Below are 26,700 nucleotides of genomic sequence, written 5' to 3'. Positions count from 1 at the left end.
GGTTTTATGTCAGGTTTTTCATTTTTTTGAATAAAAAGCCAACTTTCCGTTGACTCGAGGAAAGAAAATCGGTAAACGTAGATGCAGCAAACAGATAAACACGCAACAGAAGTTAATAACTAAATGCTAACAGCACGCCATATGATGACCACAACCATTATGATTACCGACACTACCATTGTTGGGGCAGGCTGCTAAGCGAAAGAATTTCAAGAAAAGGCCTGTATCCGACAAGATACAGGCCTTTTTTTATACCGATTTAAATTAGACTGGAGGTAGGGATGCGAGTTCTAAAATTTGGTGGTTCATCGTTAGCCGATGCAGATCGCTTTTTAAGGGCAGCAGATATTATTGCAAACAATGCGCAGCAGGAAGAGACAGCAGTTGTATTGTCTGCGCCAGGTAAAACGACCAATAAACTGGTAGCGGTAATCGAAGGTGCACTTCGCAACGGTGATGCGGATTTACAAATTAATGAACTTGAGAGTTCTTTCAATCAGCTTTTTGCAGATATTAAAGCGGTGCTACCAAATCTGGAGAGTAAAGCATTTGATGCACAGGTAAACACCTCGCTTTCTCAACTACGTCAGTTCGTACATGGAATCGCTCTTCTGGGAACTTGTCCTAATCACGTTAACGCTCGCATTATTAGCAAAGGTGAACGTATTTCGATCAAATTGATGCAGTCGGTTCTGGAAGCAAAAGGGCAGCCAGCAAGTTTGATTGATCCGGTTAAGTATCTGAATGCATCTGGTGATCATCTTGAAGCGATGGTCGATGTGGATGCTTCGACACTTAACTTTAAGAAAGATCCATTGCCTGAGGGACACGTAAACATCATGCCGGGCTTTACTGCTGGCAATGAAGACGGAGAGTTAGTGACTCTTGGTCGTAATGGTTCTGACTACTCTGCTGCGGTGCTTGCTGCTTGTTTAAGAGCCGAGTGCTGTGAGATCTGGACAGATGTTGACGGTGTATATAACTGTGATCCTCGCCTGGTTGATGATGCTCGCCTGCTAAAATCGCTTAGCTATCAGGAAGCCATGGAGCTGTCTTACTTTGGCGCTTCCGTACTTCACCCAAAAACCATCGCACCTATTGCTCAGTTCCATATCCCATGTCTGATTAAAAACAGCTTCAACCCTCAGGGTGCTGGTACGTTAATTGGTCAGGACACTGGTGAAGATAAGCTTTCTATCAAGGGTATTACAACCCTGAACAAACTGACCATGGTGAACGTTTGTGGTCCTGGTCTGAAAGGCATGGTAGGCATGGCTAGCCGTGTATTTGGCGCTATGTCTGCTGCTGGTGTTTCAATCGTGCTTATCACACAGTCATCTTCGGAGTACTCAATTAGTTTCTGTATAGAAGCAGCGGACAAGCCACTTGCTGAAGAAGCGCTTCGTAATACTTTCGAACTGGAGCTGAAGGATGGCCTTCTCGAGCCAGTAGAGTTTATGGATGATGTTGCTATCGTTACTCTGGTAGGTGATGGTATGAGAACGTCGAAGGGTGTCGCATCTCGCTTCTTCTCATCTCTGGCAGAGATTAACGTAAACATTGTTGCGATTGCGCAGGGATCGTCAGAGCGTGCTATTTCAGCGGTTATTCCGGAAGATAAGGTTTCAGAAGCGATAAAGGCGTGTCACGAGAACCTATTTAACTCTAAACACTTCCTTGATCTGTTTGTTGTTGGCGTTGGTGGTGTCGGTGGCGAGCTTGTCGACCAGGTTCAGCGTCAACAGGCTAAGTTAGCTGATAAGGGCATTATCTTACGAGTTTGTGGACTGGCGAACAGTAAAGGTGTGCTTATCGATGGTAAAGGCCTGCCACTTGATGGATGGCGCGACCGCATGAACAACGTTTCTGAAGATTTCAGCCTTGCAGGTCTTATTTCTACTGTTCAGCGCAACCATATCATTAACCCTGTTCTTGTTGACTGCACATCCAGTGAAGATATTGCTAACCAATATGCTGACTTTATGGCAGCTGGTTTCCACGTTGTTACCCCTAACAAGAAGGCGAACACAGCGAGCATGGCGTACTATCACCAGTTGAGAAATGTGTCGAGAACATCGCGTCGTAAGCTGATGTATGAAACAACAGTAGGCGCCGGTCTTCCTGTTATTGAGAACCTGCAAAACCTAATGGCTGCTGGTGATGAGCTAGAGAAGTTTAACGGTATCCTTTCAGGATCTCTTTCTTATATCTTCGGTAAACTTGATGAAGGTATGACGCTGAGTGAAGCAACTAACATCGCCAAAGAGAACGGCTTTACTGAACCGGATCCGCGAGACGACCTATCTGGTATGGATGTGGCGCGTAAGCTATTGATCCTTGCTCGTGAATCAGGCCTGGAGCTGGAACTGGAAGACGTTGAAGTAGAGCAGGCATTACCACCTGGTTTTGATGATTCTGGTAGCGTAGATGAGTTTATGGCTCGCCTTCCGGAAGCAGATGCATACTTCAAGGAACTGTCAGCTAAAGCAGCAGAAGAAGGTAAAGTGCTTCGTTATGTTGGCGAAATCAACGAAGGTAAATGTAAGGTTCATATCACCGCGGTTGACGGCAGCGATCCAATGTACAAGATTAAAGATGGTGAGAATGCTTTAGCCTTCTATAGCCGTTACTATCAACCAATTCCTCTGGTTCTTCGTGGTTATGGCGCGGGAACAGAGGTAACAGCAGCGGGTGTATTCGCTGATGTGATGCGTACACTAGGCTGGAAATTAGGGATGTGATGATGGATTCAAGTGACATGAGTGTTGTGGTTTATGCACCAGCTTCGATCGGTAATGTAAGTGTTGGGTTTGATGTGCTTGGTGCAGCGGTTTCTCCAATTGATGGAACTCTGCTTGGTGACAGGGTAGAAGTTAAGCCGGGCAAAGAGCCATTTGCTCTCAACACTGCTGGTAGCTTTGTATCAAAGCTGCCGGAAAACCCAAAAGAAAACATCGTCTATGATTGTTGGACGGTGTTTGCCCGAGAACTGGCTAAGAAAGGTGTCGAGCTAAAGCCTTTAACCATGACGCTAGAAAAGAACATGCCTATTGGATCAGGTCTTGGTTCTTCGGCTTGTTCTATCGTTGCTGCTTTAGATGCTCTTAACCGATTCCACGGTCAGCCTCTGAACGAAATGGAGCTTCTGGCTCTGATGGGTGAGATGGAAGGCAAGATCTCTGGCGGGATTCACTATGATAATGTCGCACCGTGTTATCTGGGCGGTCTTCAACTTATGCTGGAAGAGCTTGGTATCATTAGCCAGGAAGTGCCTTGCTTCGATGAATGGTATTGGGTGATGGCTTATCCGGGTATTAAGGTTTCTACTGCTGAAGCGCGTGAAATCCTGCCTTCTCAATACCGTCGTCAGGACGTTATTGCACATGGCCGTCATCTGGCGGGCTTTATTCATGCTTGCCATTCCGGGCAGCCCGAATTAGCAGCAAAAATGATCAAAGACGTGATTGCTGAACCTTATCGTGAGAAACTACTGCCGGGCTTTGCTGATGCTCGTAAATACGCTACCTCAGCAGGTGCATTGGCTACCGGAATTTCTGGTTCAGGTCCGACTCTATTTAGTGTTTGCAAAGAAAAAGATGTCGCTGAGCGAGTTGCTCGCTGGCTAGAACAAAATTACGTACAAAATGATGAAGGATTCGTCCATGTTTGCCGACTAGACAAGCAAGGTTCGATCGTTACAGGAAGTGAGCTATGAAGCTTTATAACATAAAAGAGAATGATGAAGTTGTATCCTTTGGCCAGGCCGTTCGCCAGGGATTAGGCCGAAATCAAGGTTTATTCTTTCCATCAGAACTGCCTAAGTTTGATGATGTAGACAGCCTGCTGGCTGAAGATTTTATCACCCGAAGCGGTAAAATTCTTTCTGCTCTTATCGGTGAAGAACTTAGCCCTGAAAAAGTAGAAGAGCTTGTTGGTAACGCTTTTCAGTTTCCAGCGCCAATTAATCAGGTAAAAGATGGCGTTTATGCTCTGGAGCTTTTCCATGGTCCGACACTAGCGTTTAAAGACTTCGGTGGCCGTTTTATGGCTCAGTCACTGGCAGCCGTATCTGATGGTGGAAAGATCACTATTCTTACGGCAACATCTGGTGACACTGGTGCGGCAGTTGCTCATGCGTTCTACGGCATGGAAAATATCGATGTGGTAATCCTGTATCCGAAAGGCAAAATTAGCCCGCTACAGGAAAAGCTATTCTGTACTCTGGGTAAAAATATCCATACTGTTGCCATCAATAGCGACTTTGACGCTTGTCAGTCTCTTGTTAAGCAGGCATTTGATGACCAGGCTCTACGTGAAGAGATTGGTTTGAACTCAGCTAACTCGATTAATATCAGTCGTCTGATGGCTCAGATTTGTTACTACTTTGAGGCTGCGTCTCAAATGAGTAAAGAAGAGCGTGAGAATCTGGTTGTATCGGTGCCAAGTGGTAACTTTGGTAACCTGACTGCTGGTATGCTGGCAAAAGCCCTTGGCCTGCCTGTGAAGCGTTTTATCGCTGCTACAAACGTAAATGATACGGTTCCTCGTTACCTTGAAACGGGTGAGTGGGAGCCAAAGCCAACTATCGCTACAACTTCAAATGCAATGGATGTGAGTCAACCAAACAACTGGCCACGTATTGAAGAGCTATGTCGCATTAAAGGCTGGGGTTTAGACACGCTAGGTAAAGGTGCAGTGACCGATGAGCAGAGCGCAGATTCAGTGCGTGAGCTTAACGATATAGACTACCTGTGTGAGCCTCATGGAGCTATTGCTTACCGTGTGCTTACTGAGCAGTTGCAGGAAGATGAAACAGGTTTGTTCCTGTGTACTGCACATCCTGCGAAGTTCAAAGAAGTCGTTGATGAGATTCTGGACAAAGATATCGATGTTCCGGGCCCGCTTGCTAAACATGCTGCGATGGAACTACTTTCTGATGAGATGGATGCTGATTTTGAGGCGCTAAAAGCAAAACTAAGAAGTATCTAAGCTCTGTCAGACAGTCAGTAAAGTTAACTAAAAAGCGCTCCTCATGGAACATGAGGAGCGCTTTTTTGTTATGTCTGGCAGTGGAAATTACATTTCTTTGGAAAGAACAACAGCTAGAAGCCCTACGATCACACTGGTGAAAATAATGGCTAATATAATAGCCAGCATGGTCATGCTCATGAGTCTTTATCCTTTCTCTGCTTTATTGATGGGGTCAATAATAGTTTTCTCGTTGTGGAAACGATAGATGGTGGTCACATCTGCTTACATCTGTAGAGAAAGGTAGTGAAACTTTTACATTTGTTTATCGTTTAGGTTACAGGTAACTAAGTTCTATTTATCAGTGCGGTAAACTGTAGACACAAAAAAGCAGCACCTTTCGATGCTGCTTTTTGAATAATTGAATACTGAAATTATAGAGAGTCAGTAAAAGTACGAGCGATAACGTCGCGCTGCTGCTCTGGAGTCAGAGAGTTAAAGCGAACTGCGTAACCAGATACACGGATAGTTAGCTGTGGGTAGTTTTCTGGGTGCGCTACAGCATCTTCCAGAGTTTCGCGCTTCAGTACGTTAACGTTAAGGTGCTGACCACCTTCAACTTTTGGTGCAGTTTCAATTGCAACTTCACGGCTTTCGAACTCACCTAGCTCAGATGCAGCTACAACCTGGTCTGCTTCGTAGCCAGTAGCTGCAGCAACACAGCGCGCTTCGTTCTTTTCAGTGTCTAGTAGCCAGATAGAGTTTAGTAGCTCATCGTTTGCTGCTTTAGTTATTTGAATACCCTGAATCATAACGTTCTCCTAATCACAATTTATGTGTTAATTATTAATTTGTTGAGCATCTTGCGTTAGCTTGTTGTCGCTATAATAATATTGATTTAAGTCAAAATACAACTAAAAACCTCAAAAAATTTAAGGTATTTTCTTTGCGTTAAATCAATAAACATTAAAAAACAGTAAGTTCTGGTTTTTATTGATATTATTGAAATTTTAAAAGGTGAAATTAGTGTTGTTTTATTACTACGAAGTTGTGTAAATAATGAAGCAAAAAGGTTATCAGAATCAGGCTGTATCTAATCATAGTTGTTCTGGTAATGTAGTGATAAAAATACAAGAGTAAAAACAGAGAGAAGTCAGTGAGTAATAAATATTTTGGAGCCCACGTATCTGCAGCTGGTGGTGTTGAAAATGCTCCTATACGGGCAAGTGAAATTGAAGCTAACGCTTTTGCGTTGTTTACCAAGAATCAACGACAATGGGTTGCAAAACCTTTAACGCCTGAAAGCATTCGTGGTTTTAAGGAAAACTGTATCAAGTTTGGCTTTGAACCAGAGCAGATACTGCCTCATGATTCATACCTGATTAATCTTGGGGCACCAGAAGAAGAAAAATTGGAAAAGTCTCGCAATGCCTTTGTGGATGAAATGGAGCGTTGTAACCAACTTGGCTTAACCCTATTGAATTTTCACCCGGGCAGTCATTTGAAAAAAATTTCTGAACAAGAGTGCCTGGCTAAGATTGCTGAATCTATAAATCTGGCGCATAAGGCTGTCCCGGAAGTGGTTGCGGTTATAGAGAATACAGCAGGGCAGGGAAGCAATCTGGGGTGGAAGTTTGAACACCTGGCTGAAATCATTGAACAGGTAGAAGACAAAAGTAGGGTCGGAGTTTGCCTTGATACCTGCCACACTTTTGCCGCTGGTTATGACCTTAGAACTAAAGATGCTTGTGATGCCACATTTGCAGAGTTTGATCGTGTTGTAGGTATGCACTATTTGAGAGCAATGCATCTTAATGATTCAAAAACAAAACTTGCTGGTAAGGTAGACAGGCATCATTCATTAGGTCAAGGAGAGATAGGCTGGGATTGCTTCGAATATATTGCTCAAGATAGTAGATTCAATGCTATCCCATTGATCTTAGAGACAATTGAACCTGAAATTTGGAAAGATGAGATTCAGGCTTTACGCCATCTAGAGCTTAAAAATACTTAATCTTCAGTATATTGAGTGAGTTCTATAAATTTGCCTAAAAAGTTGGCACCGATCTTTCATTACTTAATTGGTCGTTATACCAAAGTCGTAAAGAGGTGCCATTATGCGTTTATCTACTACATCTATTAGCCGTCCTCGTTCTGTACCTGTTCCAAACCGTCATGTACAGGGGCGTGGCCATTTTCGAACGCCGCAAAGGCACCATTAAGCTAAAAAGCTCTAAAAAGTAGGCTTGGTTTCTGATTCCCTGAAAATCTGTATAATCTGCTCCAATATCAGTTTAAAGGGAATCGGAATGAGCCAAGCATTAACCTGGCACGACGTTATTGGTCGTGAAAAGGAACAAGAATACTTTCTACAGACCATGGCATTCGTTCAGGCAGAACGTGACGCCGGTAAAACGGTTTATCCTCCAGCCAAAGACGTATTTAATGCCTTTCGTTATACTGAGCTCTCTGATGTCAAAGTCGTGATTATTGGACAGGATCCTTATCATGGCCCTAATCAGGCTCATGGTCTCTGTTTCTCTGTGCTTCCAGGGGTAAAAACACCTCCCTCTCTGGTAAATATGTACAAAGAACTTGCTCAGGATATTCCAGGATTTGAGATTCCAGAACACGGCTACCTGCAAAGCTGGGCAGAGCAGGGGGTATTGCTTCTGAATACCGTCCTGACTGTAGAGCAGGGCAAAGCGCACTCACACTCAAAAACCGGTTGGGAGACTTTTACCGATAGGGTTATCGAAGCAGTCAATGAGCACTGTGACGGGGTTATATTCCTGCTATGGGGAGCTCATGCTCAGAAAAAAGGGCGGGTTATAGATCGTAATCGACACCATGTTTTAATGGCTCCTCATCCTTCTCCATTATCAGCTCATCGCGGTTTTTTCGGTTGTAAGCATTTCTCACAAACCAATGATATTTTGGTTAAAAAAGGATCTCAGCCAATTAACTGGCAACCTGAGCTTGTATCTCAAATGTAAAATTCTTGTTGAAATATTAGACAGTTATCAAAGCAAGCTTCCCGATTCTTATATACACTTATGTTTAGTAGGGAAACATAATATAAGGAGAAGGGAGCAATGATGATAGAGCAGATTCGCCGTGAGCATGGGTATATGGTTCGCTTGCTGGCGATTTTAAGGAAGAAGCTGAACCATATCCGTAGTGAAGAGCCTATCAACTACAGCTTAGTGAAAGAGATAGTGGATTATCTCTCTAGCCATTCAGAGTCAACCCATCATCCAAAAGAAGACATTCTTTATCAGTACTACATTGAGAACTATGGCGCAAAGGATAAGGTTCATGGCAAAGAAATTAAGAACCTGGAAACTGAGCATGTAGAGCTTTCTGAGAAGACCCATGAGTTCCTGGGTATCGTGGAGATGATTCTTCAGGATGCGGTGGTTCCATTGGATGTATTTTCAGAGCAGCTGGAAACATTTATTCAGGAGCAGAAGCGTCACCTGGATTTCGAAGAAAAAGAGATTCTTCCTGTCATTAGCGAAACCTTTACCACTAAGGATTGGCAAGCAGTGGAAAGTCAGTGGGAACACAGTGATGACGATCCTGTGTTCGGTGACACGATAGCAGATAGGTATAAGCAGCTAGCAGAGCGTGTCAGACAGACCGATCAGGAAGCGATCTAATACTTATACTCAGGTAACAAATTCAAAACAGGCACCGAGAAGGTGCCTGTTTTGTATAAATTTATAAGTCGATGTCGTCGATGCTATAGTCCATACAGCAATCAAGATCCATCAGTTCTTTCTGTAAGCGTTGACGATCTTTTATCGCTTCTATTTCACGCCATTTACGCTTTACTGGTTTAGCTCTGCCAGAGCGGCTCTGACCTTCATTTATGTCCATGATGTCATCTAGTACAAATCCATTCATTTGCGACCTCACTTATTGTAATCAATCCTAACCAGAAGAGTGTCTTCGGTACTTAAGTAACATAAGTTCTGCAAGATTAGCTATGATGTGTTTCTCATTTGTTTCTCTTCTATGAAGGTTTTATTAGAAAATTATCACTAATTCACAGTTTGAACATATTATTTGATTGAAAAATAACCTGATTTAGTTGTTCATTCTGCTATTTGATTTTCTGTTTTCGTGTAGTATTACGTTCAGATCAGATTTGTTTTACCAAAAGGAGAGTTGGTGGAAGAAGTTATTTACTTAATGAGTGACTTGCTCTGGGGAGCGGTACTCATCTATTTACTGATCGGTGTTGGGATCTATTTTACCGTTAAGCTCCGGTTTATTCAGTTCAGACACTTTCGTCACATGTTTTCCGTGCTTAGAAGTAGCCGGAAAGCCGATGCTGCGGGTATATCTTCCTTTCAGGCTCTTTGTACCAGTCTTGCTGCTCGTGTAGGTACAGGCAATATGGCAGGGGTCGCCGTTGCTCTTACTGTCGGCGGACCCGGTGCTATCTTCTGGATGTGGCTAATCGCTATGCTTGGGATGCCGACAGCGTTTGCCGAGAGCACTTTAGCTCAGTTATATAAAACCAAAGATCGTGAAGGAAACTATCGCGGTGGACCAGCCTATTACATAGAAAAAGGGCTGGGTATGCGCTGGCTCGGTGTGGTTTTTTCTATCTTTCTGATCATCTCATTTGGCCTGGTGTTTAACGCTGTTCAGGCAAACTCTATAGCGAGCTCTTTAAAGGTGACGTTTGGCTGGGAGCCTGTTTATATTGGTTTTGGAATCGTTGCTCTGTCATCAATAGTGATCTTTGGCGGCCTAAGAGTGATAGCAAGAACTGCCGAGATTATTGTTCCGTTTATGGCATTGGCTTACCTTGGTATCGCTCTTTTCTTCCTGGCAATCAATATTGAACAGGTCCCTTCTGTTTTATCGCTAATTATTAAAAGTGCATTTGGAATGCAGGAAGCTGCAGCGGGTGGTGTTGGCTACGCAATTTCTCAGGCGATGATAAATGGGATTAAGCGAGGCCTATTCTCCAATGAAGCCGGAATGGGATCTGCACCTAATGTAGCAGCGTCAGCAACGCCATATCCACCACATCCAGCTTCCCAAGGGTATGTTCAGATGCTGGGCGTTTTCTTCGACACCGTTGTTATTTGTAGTGCAACGGTTGCCATTATTCTTCTATCCGGCGAGTACGTTTTAAACGGAGATGTGTCTGGTATTGAGTTAACACAACGGGCTGTGAGCTCTCAGGCTGGTGAGTGGGGAAGCATTTTTGTTTCAGTGGCGATATTCTTCTTTGCGTTTACTTCAATTATTGCCAATTATTCATACGCAGAGACCAATCTTATGTTTATCGAACACAACCATAAAGCGGGAATGAACTTCTTCAGGGCTTTGGTTCTCTTAATGGTGATGTTTGGAGCGATGAAGCCGTTAGAAGTGGTTTGGTCACTGGCTGATGTCTCTATGGGGTTAATGGTGATCGTCAATCTGGTAGCGATTGTATTGTTATCAGGAATAGTCGTTAAGCTAGCGAAAGATTACAATCGCCAGCTATCGATGGGAAAAGTGCCGAAGTTTAACCCTAAAGACTATCCGGAATTATATACCCAATTAGAAGAAGGAATCTGGAGAGAGAAGTCGCCCGTTAAAAAAGATCTCGTCGATATAGGTAGTTGAAATTACCTATCGAATTGATAGTAAAAGCTGTGCTGACGAATGCCAGCTTTTTCATTAATATTTGAATTAGATAAGAATTACTCAGTCAGGAAGAAAGTTATGCTTATTGTTATATCACCAGCGAAAACTCTCGATTACGAATCACCTTCCGTAATCGAAAAACATACTAAGCCAGAGCTTATTGATCACTCTAAAGAACTGATTGAGGTATGCCGCAAGTTAACTCCTCAAGATATTTCTTCTCTGATGAAGGTCAGTGACAAAATTGCCGGGCTAAATGTAGCACGCTTTGAGCAATGGCAAGAAAGCTTTACTCCGGAAAACGCTAAGCAATCTATTCTGGCTTTTAAAGGTGATGTATATACTGGTTTAGAAGCAGAAACCATGAGCGAAGAAGATTTTAATTTTGCTCAATCTCACCTGAGAATTTTGTCAGGTCTCTATGGTTTATTGAAGCCTTTGGATCTTATGCAGCCATATCGCCTGGAAATGGGAACAAAGCTGGCAAATGAACGTGGTACTAACCTATATCAGTTCTGGGGCAATATTATCACTGACAAGCTAAATGAAGCGATTGCCCAGCAGGGAGATAATGTATTGATTAACCTTGCTTCTAATGAGTATTTCAAGTCAGTTAAAACTAAGTCCCTTGATGCTAGTGTTATCACGCCGGTGTTTAAAGATTGCAAAAATGTTCAGTACAAGGTTATTAGCTTCTACGCTAAGAAAGCGCGCGGTATGATGGCTCGCTATATAATCGATAATCGTGTTAGCAGTGTCGAAGAACTGACAAAATTTGATGTTGCCGGATACTATTTTGATGAATCAGAATCAACGGCAACGGAGCTGGTGTTTAAACGCGAAGAGCAGTGATACTGCGAGATTAAGTATAGAGCTAGCTACAGATAGCTAGCTCAAATTCGATATCCTGACTGCTAGCTTGCCCAGTCGAGAAAGACATAAACTTAATAGCAAAGCGGTTTTTGTGCCCGGAGATCATTGGGTAAACACCATCTTTCAGTGGAATGTTTAGCCTTAAAATATTTGCCTCTTCAGCATCACTTTGGAAAAAGCCGTTTCGGGCTATCTGAGGTTTGAAGTAGCCAGATTCCCGGCAGAGTTGTAGCCACAGGTTCAAAGACTCAGATAAAGGTTGAAGTGTTGCCATCCATTCATCGGCATTGCGCTTTCGTTGCTCTAATGGAAGGTGATTCCAATAGTGCAACGCTGGTAAGTCGAAGCAGCATGTGCCTCCCGGAAGATTAAAGCGTTGACGAATGGAACTGAGAAACCTGTCTTCCTTCAGGCTGCGACCAAATCTTTCGGCACCCATCAGGTTTTTATGAGTGACATCCAGCTCTTCAAGAACAGAAAGAAGCTTCTCCTGATTCACGCCTTCAACATTTAGCCAGCTTTTGTATGCCAGCCTCTGTTTTTCTATGTCTTTTGCTAATTCAGCCTTAAGTTGAATTTGATCAAATATTTCGAGTAGATCGAAAATTGAGCGGAAAAACTGATTGTACTGATAGTGATCTGAAAAACTTGCGGAATAGTGCATTTGCCTCAATAGGGCTTCGACTCTGAGGTAAATACGGGTCTTTTCATTTAATGGGTGTTCAAATTTGTGGCTTGTCATTCCGCGACCTTAAAATCCTCACTGGCGTGCGCTAAGAGAAAGATATTTAGTATGAAGTTCAGTAATTCTGGATAGTAGATCCAGAGTTTCATCATCATTTAGGATAACATCATCTGCGATAGCAAGTCTCTGTTTTCTATCCGCCTGAGACGCTAAAATCGATTTTACCTGATTTTCAGATACGTTATCGCGCTTGATCGTGCGCTGAATTTGTATTTCTGGACTTACATCTACCACTAATACCCTGTCTGCCATCGAATGAAGTTTATTTTCCACCATCAAAGGAACAATAAATAAACCATATGGCGTGGAGATATTGGATAGTTGTCGCTTCATCTCGTCACGAATTAGTGGGTGCAGTAGTGCATTTAACCACTCTTTCTCTTGTGGAGAAGAGAAGATAATCTCTCGCAGTTTGCTTCTGTTTAGCTGCCCCGAGGCGTCTAGAATCTCTGCCCCAAAGTGTTGCTCTATACTCATCAATCCTGGAGTTCCGGGCTCGACTACTTCTCTTGCTACTACGTCTGCGTCAACCGCTTCAATATGGAAGTGTTTTTGGAAAATATTGGCAACGGTGGTTTTCCCACTGGCAATACCTCCGGTAAGTCCAACTATAAAAGGCATATTAGAATCCCAGGAACGTAGAGAAATACCACCGGGTGATATCATTGCCCCACAACAGCGTAATCCAGCCAGCAACGGCCAGATACGGCCCAAACGGGAATGATTTATCGATGCCTTTCTTTTGCATTCTTAGCTGAATGATGCCGAAAAACAGCCCTACAAAAGAGGAGAGCAGAACAACGATTGGTAGTGCCTGCCAGCCTAACCATGCACCAAGAGCAGCCAGAAGCTTGAAGTCACCGTAACCCATGCCTTCTTTTCCGGTAAGAAGTTTGAAGAGCCAATATACAGACCACAGGCACAGATATCCTGCCACTGCGCCGATAACTGCATCTTGTAACGATACTGGACTCCAGCCTAAAAGAGACAATACGATGCCCCCCCACATTAAAGGTAATGTCAGTTGATCAGGCAACAGCATGGTGTCGAAGTCGATAAAGGTTGCGCTTATTAGTACAAAGGTGAAGAAAAGCGCGGCAACAGCGAAGTAATTAAACCCCATTACCATAGCAACACTGAGGCACATCAGCGATGTGAGCAGTTCAATTAACGGATATCGCGCGCTGATAGGGTTAGAGCAGTTATGGCACTTACCTCTCAGCATCAGCCAACTCAAAACAGGAATGTTATCGATGACTCTGATAGGCGTATCGCAATTAGGGCAGCGAGAACGAGGAGTACTTAGATTAAATGTATCTTTCTCAACAGGGATATTCAGCTCTGGAAAGGTTTCGGCACAATCCTGTTTCCATTCATGTTCCATCATGATTGGGAGCCGGTGGATGACAACATTAAGAAAGCTACCGACAATTAACCCCAAAACTGTCGCTAATAAGGGAAAAAGCCAGGGGTAGATGTACAACAATTCCATTTTTTTACTCGTTCTGGACTGATTGGGAGTGATTCTACCCTAACACACTCAGTAAGTTAAAGATTGGTAGATATAGCGAAAGAACAATAGCGCCTAAAACAACGCCGAGTATAACAATAAGAATTGGCTCAATAGCTTTACCCAGGTTTTCCACCAAATCATCAATATCCGATTCATACATATCAGCGAGACGAACCAACATAGTATCTAAGGTGCCTGTCTCCTCGCCAGACATCACCAACTGTACTGCAAGTGAGGGAAACTCTCCTGTATCTCTCATCGCCTGATGAATTGAGGTTCCAGAGGTTGCGGAGATGAGAATTTGGGTCATTACTTTCTGATAATAAACATTGTTTACGGATTTAACAGAAAGGTTTAGTGCATTGACTATTGGAACTCCGGAGCTAAATCCTGTTGCTAGTGTTCTGCTGAAGCGGGCAATGGATGACTTTGCGATAATAGTTCCCATGATAGGAAGCCGAGATGCCATCTTGTCTATTCCATACTTTAACTTTTCTGACTTTTTATAGAACTGCTGAATAAATAGAGCAGTGGCTACTAAAATTAAACTATCTTCGTAAAGTGTTCTCTAAACCATTCAGAAGTAGTTAGCAGGTATCGAGTTGCTTTAGGGAGTTCTGCATTCACACTGGTAAACATATCTTCAAACTCTGGAATTACAACTACAAGCATCAAAGAAAGAACAGCAATAGCAACAATGCATACCAGTGAGGGATAGGTCATTGCCTTTTGTAGATTCTTTTTTAAATCAGCATTTTTTTGCTGATAGATAGCAATGCGATCCAGTAGTTCGGGCAGTTTTCCTGTTGTTTCTCCAGCTTCAATTAAATCGGAATAAATGCCAGTAAAACGAGGGTGAGCATCACGCATTGCCTCGGATAGCGATGTTCCAGACTCTATTCTACGAATAATGGTTGAAAGAAGTGAGTGAATACTCGCTTTTTCGCTATTGCTCTGTAATAGGCGTAAGGCCTGTGTTATCGGAATGCTGGCGGATAACATTGTAGCCAGCTGTTTTGTTAAATGGTGGATGTCTGATTCTGTAATCCGGTTCCTGACTTGAGTATATGTTGAAGGTAAACGAGACCGGATTTTTATCAGCTTAATCTGGTTTTTAACTAGCTCTTCTCTGATTTCAGTTTCTGTGAAAGCAAGTTGTTTTGATGCGAGAATCTTGCCTGCAGCGTTAATTCCTTTCCAGTAAAAAAGCTTTAGTTTTGGGGGCGTCGTACTATTTACCATGAAAGGCATAAAACACGTTGAAGTTCTTCATAACTGGTTATTCCCTGCTGAATTTTCTTAGCACCAGATTGCTCCAACGTTAGCATCCCCTGCTGCTGACAAATGGATTCTAGTTTTGTTATCGAGTGGCCATTTGTAACTGCCGCTTTTAGCTCTTCCGTCATGCTCATTACTTCATAAATACCTGTTCGCCCCAGATATCCTGAATTACATTTGTCGCATCCGCCTGAACGCGCAGTGTATACGGGTTTCAAAGAATTAATGTTTAACCTTTCAGTAATCGATGTGCAAAGCTGAACCTGAATTTTGCATTCAGGACAAAGCTTTCTGCATAACCTTTGAGCGATTACAAGGCTAAGAGAAGATGCCAGGTTGAAATCTTTAATTCCTATGTTTCTCAAGCGGGATATTGATTCGGGCGCAGAGTTTGTGTGCAACGTTGACATAACCAGGTGGCCGGTTTGCGCTGCTTTGGTTGCGATTTCTGCCGTTTCAAGGTCACGTATTTCTCCGATCATTACTACATCGGGATCCTGGCGTAGGAACGCACGAAGTGCCAGAGAAAATCCAAAACCAATCTTGGTATTTATCTGTACCTGATTGACTCCTGTAAGGTTGATTTCTATAGGATCTTCAGCAGCAGAGAGGTTCTTTTCTGGACTATTGATAAATTGCAGCCCGCTATAGAGGGAGATACTTTTGCCGCTCCCTGTCGGGCCAGTGATTAAAATCATCCCCTGTGGCTGGGATAATGCTTTTCTGTACAAATCGGCTTGTGCTGCGGTAAAGCCAAGTTCATCTATATCCAGATTGACGGTTCGCCTGTCCAAAAGCCTTAGAACGATCTTTTCTCCCCATAAAGTAGGCAAAGTGGAGACTCGTAAATCGACAGAAGTATTCTCGTTCAACCTCATTTTCATTCTGCCATCCTGAGGTAACCTTTTTTCGGATATATCCAGGTGGGATAGCACTTTTAGCCTTGTAGAAATTCGGTTAGTTAACTGAGCGGGGGGAGAAGGAGATTCCCTTAAAATACCATCAATCCTAAGTCGTATCCGGTAGTGCTTTTCATAAGGCTCAAAGTGAATATCGGATGCACTTTTGCGTACTGCTTCTAGAAGTATCTGGTGGATGTGGTGGGATACCGGTTCTGTACTTTGGCTTAACTCTTCATTTTGATTGCTACCGTAAAGCTTTCTAATTGCGCCAGATATAGAGCTGAAATCTGCAAGTACAACTTTGATCTGATAGTTAGTGGAAAATTGAAAGTCCTCAGGTCCTTGCTGATTCGTTGGATCTGTTATCGCCAGAGTTAATGTTTGATTTGCAAGTGCTAGAGGAAGAGCGTGATGAGAGATAATCAGCTCTCTTAATCCTAAACTCTGGCAAATGCTTTCGTAGGCATAATCGTCAGGCTTAACCAGTGAAATACCAAATATCTGACTTAGTTTTGTTGCGATCTGATAAGAGCTATAAAATTCAAGCTCCATCAATAGTTCTATTTCGGAAGAAGCTGCTTTCTTGTGTTCAATACACTGTTGCACTTGTGCTGGTGTTAGAGCCTGATGGTTTTCAAGGATTGGAATCAGACGCAGGCTCACTAGAAAATATCCCCTCTATTACAGCCAGCTGGAAGGATATCTTCCACTTCTTCGGGTAAGTTGGTCACACAATGCCAAATCCCCATTTCGTCTCTTTCGAGGGCCAAAGTGTTTTCATTGGTAAAATGCCGAAACTGTGTGCCTGACAGAACCATGATGATCTGCCCTGAGAGTGGGTGATCTGGGTTTTGCTTTGTTGACATACTACCGAGGTTGCTAGGCGATGCTCCAAGTTTCTCTGTTAGATCTTGCTGAGTGGTGATACTGGGGAAATAGCCTGAGTACGTTAAATACGTTTCAAGGTTAACCTTTAGTGCACTTGCCGTAGCAAGAGAGGCGGTAATTTCCGATTTTCTTAGCTGGGTTTGGTATTGAGGAATCGCTATAGCGACGAGAACACCAACAATTGCAACGACAATCATTAGCTCTATCAGAGTAAAACCATTTTTCATATTGTCACCGCTTCTAGGATCATTTTCGGACTACAGAGAATAAAAACCAACTGGGAAGTTTGGAACTAGGAGAATCAGAGTGTGCGAAGGATATTGTTGTGTGTGCGAGTAAGGTTACAAGAGTTGTCGATTTATTGGGAAGTACTAGCCATTTATTGGGGTATAGAAAAGCTTAAGCCCCTTGAATCGGGGCTTAAGTGAATTGGTATTCTAGACATCTATTATTGGAATCTCATGGAAAGATCCATTGCTTTCAGGTGCTTAGTTAAGGCACCTACCGAGATGTAATCCACACCTGTTTCGGCAAACTCACGTATTGTTTCCAGAGTCACGTTACCGGAGTTTTCTAGATCTGCGCGACCCTTATTAACCTTAACCGCTTCTCGCATCATATCTTTACTAAAGTTATCCAGCATGATGATATCGGCACCGGCTTCAATCGCTTCTGTAAGCTCCTCAAGGCTTTCGGTTTCTACTTCAACAGGTTTACCTGGATTCAGTTCTTTAGCTGCTTCGATGGCTTTGGTGATGCCACCACAAGCAATGATATGGTTCTCTTTGATTAGGTAAGCGTCAAAAACACCGATACGGTGGTTAAAACCTCCGCCGCAAGCGACTGCATATTTAAGAGCACTGCGCAAACCTGGGATCGTTTTACGGGTGTCCAGAAGTTTGCAGTTAGTGCCTTCAAGCTGTTTTACATATTCAGAAACCGTAGTAGCGCAGCCAGAAAGGGTCTGGATAAAGTTCATTGCGTTGCGCTCACCGGTTAACAGAGCTCTGGCTGGCCCCGTTAGAGTACAGAGTGCCTGATTTGGCTCAACACCGTCACCATCTTCAACATGCCATTCGATGCTAACTTCACCACCTAGCTGTTTAAAGACTTCTTCAGCCCACTGTTTACCACAAAAAATGCCGTGTTCACGTGTGATCAGGTTAGCCACACTGATAGTGCCTTCCGGGATCAGACTGGCGGAAATATCGACACTCTGGTCTAGGGTTCCACCCAGATCTTCTCGCAAAGTATCTGCAACAGCACGGGTAATTTCTTTTGGAAGTGTTTCTTTTAGGTATTCAAGACGAGCTTGGCTATCGTGACAGTTTTTCATTACTCATTTTAAGCCTGTATTGACGGAGGTGAGAATGATACTCCTGCTTACATAATAAATCAGCATCAAATATCTCAAATGCGGTTTTTTATTGCACATATCGGCACTTACACGTTATTTTGAGATCTCTTAGATTGCTTAATGAGGCTATATGGATATAACTGAGGAACATTGGCTGGTGGGGGTAAAGATAGTGCTATCACCATTTTTCAATGAGAGACCGGAAGGAGAAGCTATCTCTCTTCTTGTGTTGCATAACATCAGTTTACCGCCAAACCAATATGGTGGTGACTCAATAGAGAAATTTTTCACGGGCAAGCTGAATCCCGATGATCACCCCTTTTTTAAAGTCATTCACAATATGCAAGTGTCTGCTCACTGCCTGATAAAACGTTGTGGAGAGATTGTACAGTTTGTGCCTTTTAACAAACGAGCCTGGCATGCTGGAAAATCCATGTTTGCAGGGCGTGAAAACTGTAACGATTTTTCTATTGGAATTGAACTGGAAGGCACTGACCTCGATAGCTATACGGAAAATCAATATCAGGTATTGGCAAAATTAACTCGCTCTTTACAAATACACTATCCGCACATCAGCTCTGAACGTATTACCGGGCATCAGTATATCGCTCCAATAAGAAAAAGTGATCCGGGCCTTGTTTTTGATTGGAGAAAATACAAGTCTTATTGTATTACAAATTAACCGCATGTTACATTCGAGATTCTTGGAATTCGAAATGTAAGGCATTAGACGTCTAAATATTTTCGAACTGCGAAATAATTGTTAAAAAATACCTCTTTTTGATTGTTTTTATGATTTAAATCAATTTTGCTAGACATGGATGTTGGGGGTATGTTAAGTTCTGTCGCAATCAATTGGTAATACCAATTTACAATAACTAAACGATAAATAGAAAGTGACGAGAAAGACGCTCATATGACCTACGAAAGGATTCGTCAGCCAAAGCTCTCAGATGTTATAGAGAAAGAGCTTGAAAGGCTGATATTGGAAGGAACATTTTCTGCCGGGCAGCAACTACCGCCTGAGCGAGAACTGGCAAAACAGTTCGATGTATCCCGCCCATCGATCCGTGAGGCAATTCAGCGTCTGGAAGCAAAAAAGCTATTAACTCGTCGCCAGGGCGGCGGAACCTTTGTAAGCGATACGCTTTGGCAGAGTTTTTCCGACCCATTGCTCGACCTACTGGCGAGCCAAAAAGAAACTCAACTGGATTTACTAGAATCACGTCATGCGCTTGAAGGCATCTCAGCTTACTTTGCTGCGCTACGTGGTACTGAAGAAGATTACAAACGAATCTGTGAAAGTCAGAAGCAGATTAGTATTGCTGAAGAAGAGAAAAACGTAGAGCTCGAAGCGAAAGCGGTCATGGAAACCCTTATCGCAATCACAGAAGCGGCTCACAACGTAGTTTTACTCCATATTGTGCGTAGTCTGGCACCTCTTCTTGAGCAGAACGTTTTACAGAATTTAAAACTATTACACCGCCGCGATGAAGTGGTGGAGAAGGTAAGTAAACACAGAGCTAATATTGTTAATGCGATTGTTTCTGGTCAGCCTGAGAAGGCACGTGAACTTTCACATGCGCATTTAGCTTATATCGAAGAAACCCTGCTGGATTTGACCCGTGAAGAGAGCAGAAGAAAGCGCTCATTACGAAGAATTCAGCAGAATAATGAGTCTTAGGCTCACTGGTTTCATTTGATCCAACTAAACAAAAGGATAGACCGCCATGTCTGAAGTCATGAACAATGACGTTGATGCACTGGAAACTCAAGAGTGGCTTGAAGCTCTTGAATCCGTAGTACGTGAAGAAGGTGTTGAGCGTGCCCAGTTCTTACTAGAAACAGTTTTAGATAAAGCACGCCTTGATGGTGTAGATATGCCAACAGGCGTAACTACTAACTACATCAACACCATTCCTGCCGATCAGGAACCTCCTTACCCGGGAGATACTACTCTTGAGCGCAGAATTCGTTCAATCATCCGCTGGAACGCAATCATGATTGTATTGCGCGCTTCTAAGAAAGACTTAGAGCTTGGCGGACACATGGCGTCATTCCAGTCTTCAGCTGCATTCTACGAGACTTGTTTTAACCACTTCTTCCGTGCTCCAAATGAGCAGGATGGTGGTGATCTGGTTTACTATCAGGGCCATATCTCTCCGGGTATCTATTCCCGTGCATTCGTTGAAGGCCGTCTAACTGAAGACCAATTAGATAATTTCCGTCAGGAAGTGGATGGTAAAGGTATTCCTTCATACCCACACCCTAAATTGATGCCTGAGTTCTGGCAGTTCCCGACGGTATCTATGGGGCTTGGTCCTATTTCTGCTATCTACCAGGCTCGTTTCCTGAAATATCTTGATGGTCGTAAACTGAAAGATACTTCTAACCAGCGCGTTTATGCATTCCTTGGTGATGGTGAGATGGATGAGCCAGAATCACGTGGTGCTATCTCATTTGCTGCTCGTGAACACCTGGATAACCTATGCTTTGTTATCAACTGTAACCTCCAGCGCCTTGATGGTCCGGTTATGGGTAACGGCAAGATCATGCAAGAGCTTGAAGGTCTATTCAAAGGTGCAGGCTGGAACGTAGTTAAAGTAGTCTGGGGTACTGGCTGGGATGCACTTCTGGCGAAAGATACCACAGGCAAGCTACTTCAGCTTATGAACGAGACAGTGGATGGTGACTATCAGACTTACAAATCTAAAGATGGTGCTTACGTACGTGAACACTTCTTCGGTAAATACCCTGAAACTGCTGCACTAGTTGCAGATATGACAGATGACGAAATCTTCGCTCTTAAGCGTGGTGGTCACGATACATCTAAGATGTACGCTGCATTGAACAATGCCAAAGAGACAAAAGGTCGTCCGACGGTAATCCTTGCTAAGACAGTTAAAGGTTACGGCATGGGTGCGGCTGCTGAAGGTCAGAACATCGCTCACCAGGTGAAGAAAATGGACATGACTCACGTTCAGCACATGCGTGACCGTCTAGGCCTTCAGGATCTGGTTTCTGACGAAGAGATGAAGACACTTCCATACCTGAAACTGGAAGAGGGCAGCGCAGAGTACGAATACCTGCATGCTCGCCGTAAAGCGCTTCACGGTTATACGCCGGTTCGTCTGCCTAAATTTACTCAGGAGTTTGTTACTCCAGAGCTTGAAGAATTCAAACCTCTGCTTGAAGAGCAGAAGCGTGACATCTCTTCGACAATGGCTTTTGTACGTGCTCTTAACGTACTGCTTAAGAATAAGAACATTGGTAAGAACATTGTTCCTATCATTGCCGATGAAGCTCGTACCTTTGGTATGGAAGGCCTGTTCCGTCAGATTGGTATCTACAACCCACACGGTCAGAACTATACCCCACAGGATCGCGATATCGTTTCTTACTATAAAGAAGCAACTTCAGGTCAGGTACTACAGGAAGGTATCAACGAACTAGGTGCAATGTCTTCATGGGTTGCCGCGGCAACATCATACAGCACCAACGATCTGCCAATGATTCCGTTCTACATTTACTACTCTATGTTCGGCTTCCAGCGTGTTGGCGACATGGCGTGGATGGCTGGTGACCAGCAAGCGCGTGGTTTCCTACTTGGTGCGACAGCAGGTCGTACGACACTGAACGGTGAAGGTCTGCAGCACGAAGATGGTCACTCACACATCATGGCTGGTACGGTTCCGAACTGTATCTCTTACGACCCGACTTTCGCTTACGAAGTTGCGGTAATCATGCAAGACGGTATCCGTCGCATGTACGGTGAGCAGGAAAACGTATTCTACTACCTGACATTGATGAACGAGAACTACGCAATGCCAGCAATGCCGGAAGGCGCTGAAGAAGGTATCCGTAAAGGTATCTACAAGTTAGAGACATACGCTGGTGCTAAAGGCAAGGTTCAGCTAATGAGCTCAGGTACTATCATGAACGAAGTACGTAAAGCGGCTCAAATCCTTAGCGATGATTACGGTATTGCATCTGACGTTTACTCTGTAACTTCATTTAACGAAGTGACTCGCAATGGTCAGGAAGCAGAGCGTTACAACATGCTTCACCCAGAAGCGGACGCACCAGAAGTACCATACATTGCAGAAGTAATGGGTACTGAGCCTGCAATCGCGGCAACTGACTACATGAAGAACTATGCAGAGCAGGTACGTGCATTTATCCCTGCTGAATCATACAAGGTTCTTGGTACTGATGGCTTTGGTCGCTCAGACAGCCGTGAGAACCTGCGTCGTCACTTTGAAGTAAACGCTGGTTACGTTGTTGTTGCAGCACTAAGTGAACTGGCTAAACGTGGTGATGTTGATAAGTCTGTGGTTGCTGAAGCAATCAAGAAGTTCGACATCGACACTGAAAAAGCTAACCCGCTATACGCTTAATTAAGGTAGGAAAAGAATAATGGCAATCGAAATTAATGTACCTGACATCGGTGCGGATGAGGTTGAAGTTACTGAGATTCTGGTAAGCGTTGGCGATACGGTTGAAGAAGAACAGTCACTGATTACGGTTGAAGGCGATAAGGCTTCAATGGAAGTTCCAGCTTCACAGGCTGGTGTCGTTAAAGAGATTAAAGTAGCAGAAGGTGACAAGGTTACTACTGGTTCTTTAATCATGATCTTTGAGGCGGCTGACGGCGCAGCGGTTGCAGAAACTGCTGAAGCTCCTGTTGCAGAAACGCCAGCAGCGGCTAGTGCTCCAGAGCTAAAAGAAGTTAATGTTCCTGATATCGGTGGTGACGAAGTAGAAGTTACTGAAATCATGGTAGCAGTTGGTGACGAGATCGAAGAAGAACAGTCACTGATCACTGTTGAAGGCGATAAAGCTTCAATGGAAGTACCGGCTCCGTTTGCTGGTACTCTGAAAGAGATCAAAGTTGCTGAAGGTGACAAGGTTTCTACTGGCTCTCTAATCATGGTATTTGAAACAGTCGGTGGTGCACCTGCGGCAGCAGCGCCTGCTGCACCAGCTGCGGAAGCTCCTAAAGCAGCAGCTCCAGCCCCAGCGGCGAAAGAGGCAGTACCAGCATCGGCTGGTGACTTCCAGGAGAACAACGAGTATGCACACGCTTCTCCGGTTGTTCGCCGTATCGCTCGCGAATTTGGCGTTAATCTTTCTAAGGTTAAAGGTACAGGTCGTAAGAGCCGTATCCTGAAGGAAGACGTTCAGAGCTATGTTAAAGAGGCACTTAAGCGCCTTGAAGCAGGCGCTGGTTCAGGCAAAGGTGACGGAAGCGCACTTGGTCTTCTTCCTTGGCCGAAAGTTGATTTCAGCAAGTTTGGTGACGTTGAAACTCAACCACTATCTAAGATCAAGAAGATCTCTGGTGCTAACCTACACCGTAACTGGGTGATGATTCCTCACGTTACACAGTGGGATAACGCAGATATCACCGAGCTAGAGAAGTTCCGTAAAGAGCAAAACGCTATTGAAGCGAAGAAAGACTCTGGCGTGAAGATCACTCCGCTTGTGTTCATCATGAAAGCGGTAGCGAAAGCGTTGGAAGCATTCCCTGCATTTAACTCATCACTTTCTGAAGATGGTGAAAGCCTGATTCTTAAGAAGTATGTGAATGTTGGTATTGCGGTAGATACTCCTAACGGCCTTGTTGTTCCTGTATTTAAGGATGTAAACAAGAAAGGCATCTACGAACTTTCAGAAGAGCTGATGGCGGTATCTAAGAAAGCACGTGCTGGTAAACTGACTGCAGCGGATATGCAGGGTGGGTGTTTCACTATTTCAAGCCTTGGTGGTATTGGTGGTACTGCATTTACTCCAATCGTAAATGCTCCTGAAGTAGCGATTCTTGGTGTATCTAAGTCTGAGATGAAGCCTGTTTGGAATGGTGCAGAGTTTGCTCCACGTCTACAGCTTCCACTGTCACTATCTTACGATCACCGCGTGATTGATGGTGCTGAAGGTGCACGCTTTATTACATACCTGAACGGTTGCCTATCTGACATTCGCCGTCTTGTTTTGTAATTAAATAATAGATAAGGTGGCTTACTCAGCCACCTTTTTCTTCTGAATATTCTCAACAATTCAATTGGCTTGGCTGAAAAGGAATTGTTGTACAGCTCACAGGCTAAATGGAATTATTTTTCATATCGTTAACATCTTTGTAAACTGTTACGGTTTACTAAGAAGCCCCGTTAGCCTGTTAGGGATAATGACTACAAGAGGTCACAATGAGCAAAGAAATTAAAGCCCAGGTAGTAGTACTTGGTGCAGGTCCTGCTGGATACTCAGCTGCATTCCGCTGTGCAGACCTTGGTCTGGAAACAGTACTTATTGAACGTTACAGCACTCTAGGTGGTGTATGTCTGAACGTTGGTTGTATTCCATCTAAAGCACTGCTTCACGTAGCTAAAGTTATTGAAGAAGCAAAAGCACTTGCTGAACACGGTATCGTATTTGGTGAGCCTCAAACGGATATAGATAAGATCCGTCTTTGGAAAGAGAAAGTTATCACTCAGCTAACTGGCGGTCTGGGTGGCATGGCGAAAATGCGTAAAGTTACTGTAGTGAATGGCTATGGTAAGTTTACTGGCCCTAACACTATCGACGTTGAAGGTGAAGACGGAACTACAACGGTTAGTTTTGATAACGCTATCGTTGCAGCGGGTTCTCGCCCTATTAAACTGCCATTTATTCCACACGAAGACCCTCGTATCTGGGATTCTACTGATGCACTTGAGCTGAAAGAAGTTCCTGGAAAAATGCTTATCATGGGTGGTGGTATCATCGGTCTTGAGATGGGTACTGTGTATCACTCTCTGGGTTCTCAGATTGACGTTGTTGAGATGTTCGATCAGGTTATCCCTGCAGCAGATAAAGATGTAGTTAAGGTTTACACCAAGCGCATTAAAGATAAGTTTAACCTGATGCTGGAAACAAAAGTGACAGCAGTTGAAGCGAAAGAAGATGGTATCTACGTTTCAATGGAAGGTAAGAAAGCACCAGCAGAACCTGAACGTTACGATGCTGTGCTTGTAGCGATTGGTCGTGTACCGAATGGTAAGCTTATTGATGCAGACAAAGCGGGTCTGGAAGTGGATGATCGCGGCTTTATCAATGTTGACAAGCAGATGCGTACCAACGTTCCTCATATCCATGCTATCGGTGATATCGTGGGTCAGCCAATGCTTGCTCACAAAGGTGTGCATGAAGGTCATGTCGCTGCAGAAGTTATCTCTGGTAAGAAACACTACTTTGACCCTAAAGTTATTCCTTCGATTGCTTACACTGAGCCTGAAGTTGCCTGGGTTGGTAAAACTGAAAAAGAAGCGAAAGAAGAAGGTATCAACTACGAAGTTGCTACATTCCCATGGGCTGCATCAGGCCGAGCTATCGCGTCTGACTGTGCCGATGGCCTAACTAAGCTTATTTTTGACAAGGATACTCATCGTATCGTTGGTGGTGCAATCGTTGGTACTAACGGTGGTGAATTACTTGGTGAGATTGGTCTTGCAATCGAGATGGGTTGTGATGCCGAAGATCTTGCTCTTACTATCCATGCTCACCCAACTCTACATGAGTCGGTTGGTCTAGCAGCCGAAGTATTTGAAGGAACAATCACAGACCTTCCAAATGCTAAAGCTAAGAAGAAGTAATATATACCATTAGATACTAAAAACCGCTGAAATATCAGCGGTTTTTTTGTGTCTATAAAAGCGTTACTAGAAAGTGTGTTTACTTTATAGATGCGCTTACTTATAGATACATAGCATGCTTAAGAAGCCTTGAACCATATCCTTGAGTTCAGCGTCATCTTTCTCACGGTTTGCCTGAACATATACCGCGTAGCATAGGCCATGCAGCATTTTTGCTAGGTAAGTCGGATTCTGAGCTTCACTTATCTCACCTTGTTCAATAGCTTTCTGGAACATACTTTCCAGTAGTAATGAACTGTTTTTGTTTAGTGAAACAAAAAGAGGCCAAACTTCTTCGCGAGTAGATGCGCTCCATTCGAACCAAACTTTTAACCAGTGACAATCCTGACGAACAAGCTCAATGATCTGAGATGCAATGTTCTCCAAGTTTTCTCTGGAGTGAATAGAGGTGTCGATAGTTTCATTCAGGAAACCAGAGAACTGGCGAACTACATGGTGCAATACTTCATCTACCAAATCTTCACGGGTAGGGAAGTAGTTAAATACTGTAGCAACTGAAACCTGTGCGATTTCAGCAATATCGGCGTGACCACCACGACCAATACCTCTGCGTGCGAACACCTCTAGCGCAATATCCATAAGTTGCAGCTTACGCTTTTGAGGAGACAAACGGGTTCTTGGTCTTTTTTTAATCATATCCATAACGATATCCTTGCCAACGAGTTGTTTTATTAGAAGAACGACATTGAGTTTGTTGTAAATATAATTGTCGCTAAATGAGTGTACAGGTGCATATTTTTAATATCAATACACCTTGTTTATATATCAGTCAGTTATTTGATTCTGATTAATTTTTGATACAAATGTTACAAATTGTTTCATAATGCCGAGAG

The 26,700-nt window shown here is 43.6% G+C and carries 24 protein-coding genes and 1 other annotated feature; of the genes, 13 read left to right on the top strand and 11 right to left on the bottom strand.

Features of this window, described 5'->3' with window-relative positions; genetic code table 11:
• Positions 1-133: 133 nt before the first annotated feature.
• Positions 134-252: a sequence feature (Thr leader region), on the top strand.
• Positions 253-281: 29 nt separating this feature from the next.
• The 3 genes from thrA to thrC are packed head-to-tail and all read left to right on the top strand — an operon-like array spanning position 282 to position 4,989.
• Positions 282-2,741, top strand: a complete 2,460-nt coding sequence (gene thrA / locus P7F88_RS24230) for a bifunctional aspartate kinase/homoserine dehydrogenase I (protein WP_277829041.1) — start codon at positions 282-284, stop codon at positions 2,739-2,741.
• Positions 2,742-2,758: 17 nt separating this feature from the next.
• Positions 2,759-3,715, top strand: coding sequence for a homoserine kinase (gene thrB, locus P7F88_RS24225; RefSeq protein WP_277829272.1), 957 nt, complete (start codon positions 2,759-2,761; stop codon positions 3,713-3,715).
• Positions 3,712-4,989 carry a threonine synthase gene (thrC, locus tag P7F88_RS24220; protein WP_277829039.1) on the top strand — a complete coding sequence of 426 codons (1,278 nt, stop codon included), beginning with the start codon at positions 3,712-3,714 and terminating at the stop codon, positions 4,987-4,989. Before thrB ends, thrC begins: the two co-directional genes overlap by 4 nt.
• 413 nt (positions 4,990-5,402) lie before the next feature.
• Here thrC and grcA read toward each other — a convergent pair whose 3' ends face one another.
• Positions 5,403-5,780 (bottom strand): autonomous glycyl radical cofactor GrcA, encoded by a 378-nt coding sequence (grcA, locus tag P7F88_RS24215; RefSeq protein ID WP_277829037.1) that lies wholly within the window; start codon positions 5,778-5,780, stop codon positions 5,403-5,405.
• 344 nt (positions 5,781-6,124) lie between these two features.
• Between grcA and nfo the strand changes: the two genes are divergently transcribed.
• From nfo to P7F88_RS24200, 3 genes are all read left to right on the top strand, one after another.
• A complete protein-coding gene (nfo, locus tag P7F88_RS24210; protein WP_277829035.1) occupies positions 6,125-6,982 on the top strand; it encodes a deoxyribonuclease IV in 858 nt (285 codons plus the stop codon).
• A 295-nt stretch (positions 6,983-7,277) separates the two neighbouring features.
• A complete protein-coding gene (gene ung / locus P7F88_RS24205; RefSeq protein ID WP_277829033.1) occupies positions 7,278-7,964 on the top strand; it encodes a uracil-DNA glycosylase in 687 nt (228 codons plus the stop codon).
• A 99-nt stretch (positions 7,965-8,063) separates the two neighbouring features.
• Positions 8,064-8,630: a hemerythrin domain-containing protein gene (locus tag P7F88_RS24200; RefSeq protein WP_277829031.1), complete on the top strand. Its 567-nt coding sequence runs from the start codon at positions 8,064-8,066 to the stop codon at positions 8,628-8,630.
• Positions 8,631-8,691: 61 nt separating this feature from the next.
• Here P7F88_RS24200 and P7F88_RS24195 read toward each other — a convergent pair whose 3' ends face one another.
• Positions 8,692-8,877: a DUF3545 family protein gene (locus tag P7F88_RS24195; RefSeq protein ID WP_277829029.1), complete on the bottom strand. Its 186-nt coding sequence runs from the start codon at positions 8,875-8,877 to the stop codon at positions 8,692-8,694.
• Between the two features lie 288 nt (positions 8,878-9,165).
• Here P7F88_RS24195 and P7F88_RS24190 point away from each other — a divergent pair, with 288 nt between their 5' ends.
• Entirely contained in the window at positions 9,166-10,602 is a 1,437-nt protein-coding gene (locus P7F88_RS24190; protein ID WP_422128593.1) for an alanine/glycine:cation symporter family protein, read from the top strand.
• Between the two features lie 99 nt (positions 10,603-10,701).
• Positions 10,702-11,475 (top strand): peroxide stress protein YaaA, encoded by a 774-nt coding sequence (yaaA, locus tag P7F88_RS24185; RefSeq protein WP_277829025.1) that lies wholly within the window; start codon positions 10,702-10,704, stop codon positions 11,473-11,475.
• Positions 11,476-11,497: 22 nt separating this feature from the next.
• Here yaaA and zapD read toward each other — a convergent pair whose 3' ends face one another.
• From zapD to nadC, 8 genes are all read right to left on the bottom strand, one after another.
• The gene (zapD, locus tag P7F88_RS24180; RefSeq protein ID WP_277829023.1) at positions 11,498-12,238 is read right to left on the bottom strand and encodes a cell division protein ZapD; all 741 of its coding nucleotides are present in this window, start codon (positions 12,236-12,238) and stop codon (positions 11,498-11,500) included.
• Between the two features lie 18 nt (positions 12,239-12,256).
• Positions 12,257-12,862, bottom strand: coding sequence for a dephospho-CoA kinase (gene coaE, locus P7F88_RS24175; RefSeq protein WP_277829021.1), 606 nt, complete (start codon positions 12,860-12,862; stop codon positions 12,257-12,259).
• A gap of 1 nt (position 12,863) precedes the next feature.
• Entirely contained in the window at positions 12,864-13,733 is an 870-nt protein-coding gene (locus tag P7F88_RS24170; protein WP_277829019.1) for a prepilin peptidase, read from the bottom strand.
• A 34-nt stretch (positions 13,734-13,767) separates the two neighbouring features.
• Positions 13,768-14,223, bottom strand: a complete 456-nt coding sequence (locus tag P7F88_RS24165) for a type II secretion system F family protein (RefSeq protein ID WP_277829017.1) — start codon at positions 14,221-14,223, stop codon at positions 13,768-13,770.
• A gap of 74 nt (positions 14,224-14,297) precedes the next feature.
• Positions 14,298-15,005 carry a type II secretion system F family protein gene (locus P7F88_RS24160; protein ID WP_277829015.1) on the bottom strand — a complete coding sequence of 236 codons (708 nt, stop codon included), beginning with the start codon at positions 15,003-15,005 and terminating at the stop codon, positions 14,298-14,300.
• Entirely contained in the window at positions 14,990-16,597 is a 1,608-nt protein-coding gene (locus P7F88_RS24155) for an ATPase, T2SS/T4P/T4SS family (RefSeq protein ID WP_422128506.1), read from the bottom strand. The genes P7F88_RS24160 and P7F88_RS24155 overlap by 16 nt, the downstream gene beginning before the upstream one ends.
• Complete coding sequence (locus tag P7F88_RS24150; RefSeq protein WP_277829013.1) at positions 16,597-17,049, bottom strand: pilin; 453 nt, start codon at positions 17,047-17,049, stop codon at positions 16,597-16,599. The genes P7F88_RS24155 and P7F88_RS24150 overlap by 1 nt, the downstream gene beginning before the upstream one ends.
• Positions 17,050-17,270: 221 nt before the next feature.
• Complete coding sequence (nadC, locus tag P7F88_RS24145; RefSeq protein ID WP_277829011.1) at positions 17,271-18,158, bottom strand: carboxylating nicotinate-nucleotide diphosphorylase; 888 nt, start codon at positions 18,156-18,158, stop codon at positions 17,271-17,273.
• A 151-nt stretch (positions 18,159-18,309) separates the two neighbouring features.
• Here nadC and ampD point away from each other — a divergent pair, with 151 nt between their 5' ends.
• The 5 genes from ampD to lpdA all read left to right on the top strand — a co-directional run bounded on the left by ampD (position 18,310) and on the right by lpdA (position 25,807).
• On the top strand, positions 18,310-18,861 hold the full coding sequence (ampD, locus tag P7F88_RS24140; protein WP_277829009.1) for a 1,6-anhydro-N-acetylmuramyl-L-alanine amidase AmpD: 552 nt from the start codon (positions 18,310-18,312) through the stop codon (positions 18,859-18,861).
• A gap of 234 nt (positions 18,862-19,095) precedes the next feature.
• Positions 19,096-19,863 (top strand): pyruvate dehydrogenase complex transcriptional repressor PdhR, encoded by a 768-nt coding sequence (gene pdhR, locus P7F88_RS24135; RefSeq protein WP_277829007.1) that lies wholly within the window; start codon positions 19,096-19,098, stop codon positions 19,861-19,863.
• Positions 19,864-19,909: 46 nt separating this feature from the next.
• Positions 19,910-22,576: a pyruvate dehydrogenase (acetyl-transferring), homodimeric type gene (gene aceE / locus P7F88_RS24130; RefSeq protein ID WP_277829005.1), complete on the top strand. Its 2,667-nt coding sequence runs from the start codon at positions 19,910-19,912 to the stop codon at positions 22,574-22,576.
• Between the two features lie 19 nt (positions 22,577-22,595).
• A complete protein-coding gene (aceF, locus tag P7F88_RS24125; protein WP_277829003.1) occupies positions 22,596-24,176 on the top strand; it encodes a pyruvate dehydrogenase complex dihydrolipoyllysine-residue acetyltransferase in 1,581 nt (526 codons plus the stop codon).
• A gap of 206 nt (positions 24,177-24,382) precedes the next feature.
• Positions 24,383-25,807: a dihydrolipoyl dehydrogenase gene (gene lpdA, locus P7F88_RS24120; protein ID WP_277829001.1), complete on the top strand. Its 1,425-nt coding sequence runs from the start codon at positions 24,383-24,385 to the stop codon at positions 25,805-25,807.
• 96 nt (positions 25,808-25,903) lie between these two features.
• Here lpdA and P7F88_RS24115 read toward each other — a convergent pair whose 3' ends face one another.
• Positions 25,904-26,509, bottom strand: a complete 606-nt coding sequence (locus P7F88_RS24115) for a TetR/AcrR family transcriptional regulator (protein ID WP_277828999.1) — start codon at positions 26,507-26,509, stop codon at positions 25,904-25,906.
• Positions 26,510-26,700 lie beyond the last annotated feature (191 nt).

Origin of the sequence: Vibrio hannami, from assembly GCF_029589055.1 — a bacterium.
Classification (GTDB): domain Bacteria; phylum Pseudomonadota; class Gammaproteobacteria; order Enterobacterales; family Vibrionaceae; genus Vibrio; species Vibrio hannami.
Note: the sequence above shows the minus strand (reverse complement) of the source record. Positions and strands in the feature narration are given on the sequence as shown.

Bases quoted from the DNA above. Each gene is read 5' to 3' on its own strand.
- nadC (WP_277829011.1), bottom strand. From the start codon at position 18,158: ATGAAAAACTGTCACGATAGCCAAGCTCGTCTTGAATACCTAAAAGAA.
- thrC (WP_277829039.1), top strand. From the start codon at position 3,712: ATGAAGCTTTATAACATAAAAGAGAATGATGAAGTTGTATCCTTTGGC.
- grcA (WP_277829037.1), bottom strand. From the start codon at position 5,780: ATGATTCAGGGTATTCAAATAACTAAAGCAGCAAACGATGAGCTACTA.
- coaE (WP_277829021.1), bottom strand. From the start codon at position 12,862: ATGCCTTTTATAGTTGGACTTACCGGAGGTATTGCCAGTGGGAAAACC.
- P7F88_RS24115 (WP_277828999.1), bottom strand. From the start codon at position 26,509: ATGGATATGATTAAAAAAAGACCAAGAACCCGTTTGTCTCCTCAAAAG.
- lpdA (WP_277829001.1), top strand. From the start codon at position 24,383: ATGAGCAAAGAAATTAAAGCCCAGGTAGTAGTACTTGGTGCAGGTCCT.
- aceF (WP_277829003.1), top strand. From the start codon at position 22,596: ATGGCAATCGAAATTAATGTACCTGACATCGGTGCGGATGAGGTTGAA.
- P7F88_RS24200 (WP_277829031.1), top strand. From the start codon at position 8,064: ATGATGATAGAGCAGATTCGCCGTGAGCATGGGTATATGGTTCGCTTG.
- P7F88_RS24150 (WP_277829013.1), bottom strand. From the start codon at position 17,049: ATGAAAAATGGTTTTACTCTGATAGAGCTAATGATTGTCGTTGCAATT.
- thrB (WP_277829272.1), top strand. From the start codon at position 2,759: ATGAGTGTTGTGGTTTATGCACCAGCTTCGATCGGTAATGTAAGTGTT.
- thrA (WP_277829041.1), top strand. From the start codon at position 282: ATGCGAGTTCTAAAATTTGGTGGTTCATCGTTAGCCGATGCAGATCGC.
- ung (WP_277829033.1), top strand. From the start codon at position 7,278: ATGAGCCAAGCATTAACCTGGCACGACGTTATTGGTCGTGAAAAGGAA.
- P7F88_RS24170 (WP_277829019.1), bottom strand. From the start codon at position 13,733: ATGGAATTGTTGTACATCTACCCCTGGCTTTTTCCCTTATTAGCGACA.
- P7F88_RS24165 (WP_277829017.1), bottom strand. From the start codon at position 14,223: ATGGCATCTCGGCTTCCTATCATGGGAACTATTATCGCAAAGTCATCC.
- pdhR (WP_277829007.1), top strand. From the start codon at position 19,096: ATGACCTACGAAAGGATTCGTCAGCCAAAGCTCTCAGATGTTATAGAG.
- P7F88_RS24195 (WP_277829029.1), bottom strand. From the start codon at position 8,877: ATGAATGGATTTGTACTAGATGACATCATGGACATAAATGAAGGTCAG.
- P7F88_RS24190 (WP_422128593.1), top strand. From the start codon at position 9,166: ATGAGTGACTTGCTCTGGGGAGCGGTACTCATCTATTTACTGATCGGT.
- aceE (WP_277829005.1), top strand. From the start codon at position 19,910: ATGTCTGAAGTCATGAACAATGACGTTGATGCACTGGAAACTCAAGAG.
- ampD (WP_277829009.1), top strand. From the start codon at position 18,310: ATGGATATAACTGAGGAACATTGGCTGGTGGGGGTAAAGATAGTGCTA.
- P7F88_RS24160 (WP_277829015.1), bottom strand. From the start codon at position 15,005: ATGCCTTTCATGGTAAATAGTACGACGCCCCCAAAACTAAAGCTTTTT.
- yaaA (WP_277829025.1), top strand. From the start codon at position 10,702: ATGCTTATTGTTATATCACCAGCGAAAACTCTCGATTACGAATCACCT.
- zapD (WP_277829023.1), bottom strand. From the start codon at position 12,238: ATGACAAGCCACAAATTTGAACACCCATTAAATGAAAAGACCCGTATT.